The organism is Neisseria sp. P0009.S007, from assembly GCF_051962515.1.
Window position 1 is genome coordinate 1 of the sequence record NZ_JBQCVF010000532.1, and the last position, 1,025, is coordinate 1,025.

Below are 1,025 nucleotides of genomic sequence, written 5' to 3' on the forward strand. Positions count from 1 at the left end.
CGCAAAGATTCGTCACGGGTGCAGGTGAAAGTGAAGTAAGCGTCGGTCCAGTGGTGTACGGACAAGACTTTCTGGGTATTGAATGCTGCCATTGATATTTCCTGTCGGATAAGGCCGTCTGAAAAGGGTAGGTCGGGGCGGCCAAGGTTAATAAAAAGAATGGAATATGGTGTTCAGCTACTTGCTTGCCGGTTTGGCTGATTTTTCGCTGAGGCTGTGCAGGTCGGCATAGCGTCCGCCTGCGCTAATCAATTCATGATGAGTGCCTTGTTCTACGACATTGCCTTCATGCATAACAACGATGTTGTCGGCTTTTTCGATGGTCGAAAGTCGGTGGGCAATCACCAATGTGGTACGGTTTTGCATCAGGTTTTCCAATGCGGTTTGCACCAAACGTTCGGATTCATTATCCAATGCGCTGGTGGCTTCGTCCAAAATCAAAATCGGCGCATTTTTCAAAAGCGCACGCGCAATGGCGAGGCGTTGACGTTGGCCGCCGGACAGTTTTAAACCATTTTCGCCAACTTCAGTGTGCAAGCCTTGCGGCATTTTTTGGATAAATTCCCAAGCATTCGCGGCTTTTGCAGCATTGATAATTTCTTCTTCACTGAATTTGTCAGCTTGAGCATAGGCAATGTTTTCAGCAATCGTACCATTAAACAGGACAACGTTTTGGCTGACGAATGCCATGCGGCTGCGCAGGCTTTCGAGCGTATATTCATTGATGTTGACGCCGCCAATCAAAACCTTGCCTTCATCTGGATTAAGGAAGCGCGGCAACATATTGGCCAGGGTGGTTTTACCGCAACCCGATGCGCCGACCAATGCAGTCACTTTGCCTTGCGGGACAAGCAGGTTGATATGGTTCAAGCTGTTGCGTTCGGCTTCGGGATAACGGTGTACAACATCACAAAATTCGATATTGCCAGGGTTTGGGCTGAGAATCTGTTTGCCTTCGTTGCTTTCTTCGGGTTGATCCAAAAAGGTGAAGACACTTTCTGCCGCTGCCAAACCACGTTGTAGGG

At 48.8% G+C, this 1,025-nt stretch carries 1 protein-coding gene and 1 pseudogene; both read right to left on the reverse strand.

Annotated features, from left to right (window positions below):
* Positions 1–92, reverse strand: a pseudogene (locus ACTHS3_RS14570) (ferredoxin--NADP reductase); the annotation flags it as partial.
* Between the two features lie 85 nt (positions 93–177).
* Positions 178–1,025 (reverse strand): ABC transporter ATP-binding protein (locus ACTHS3_RS14575; protein ID WP_440368322.1); only part of this gene is annotated, 848 nt, incomplete at its 5' end.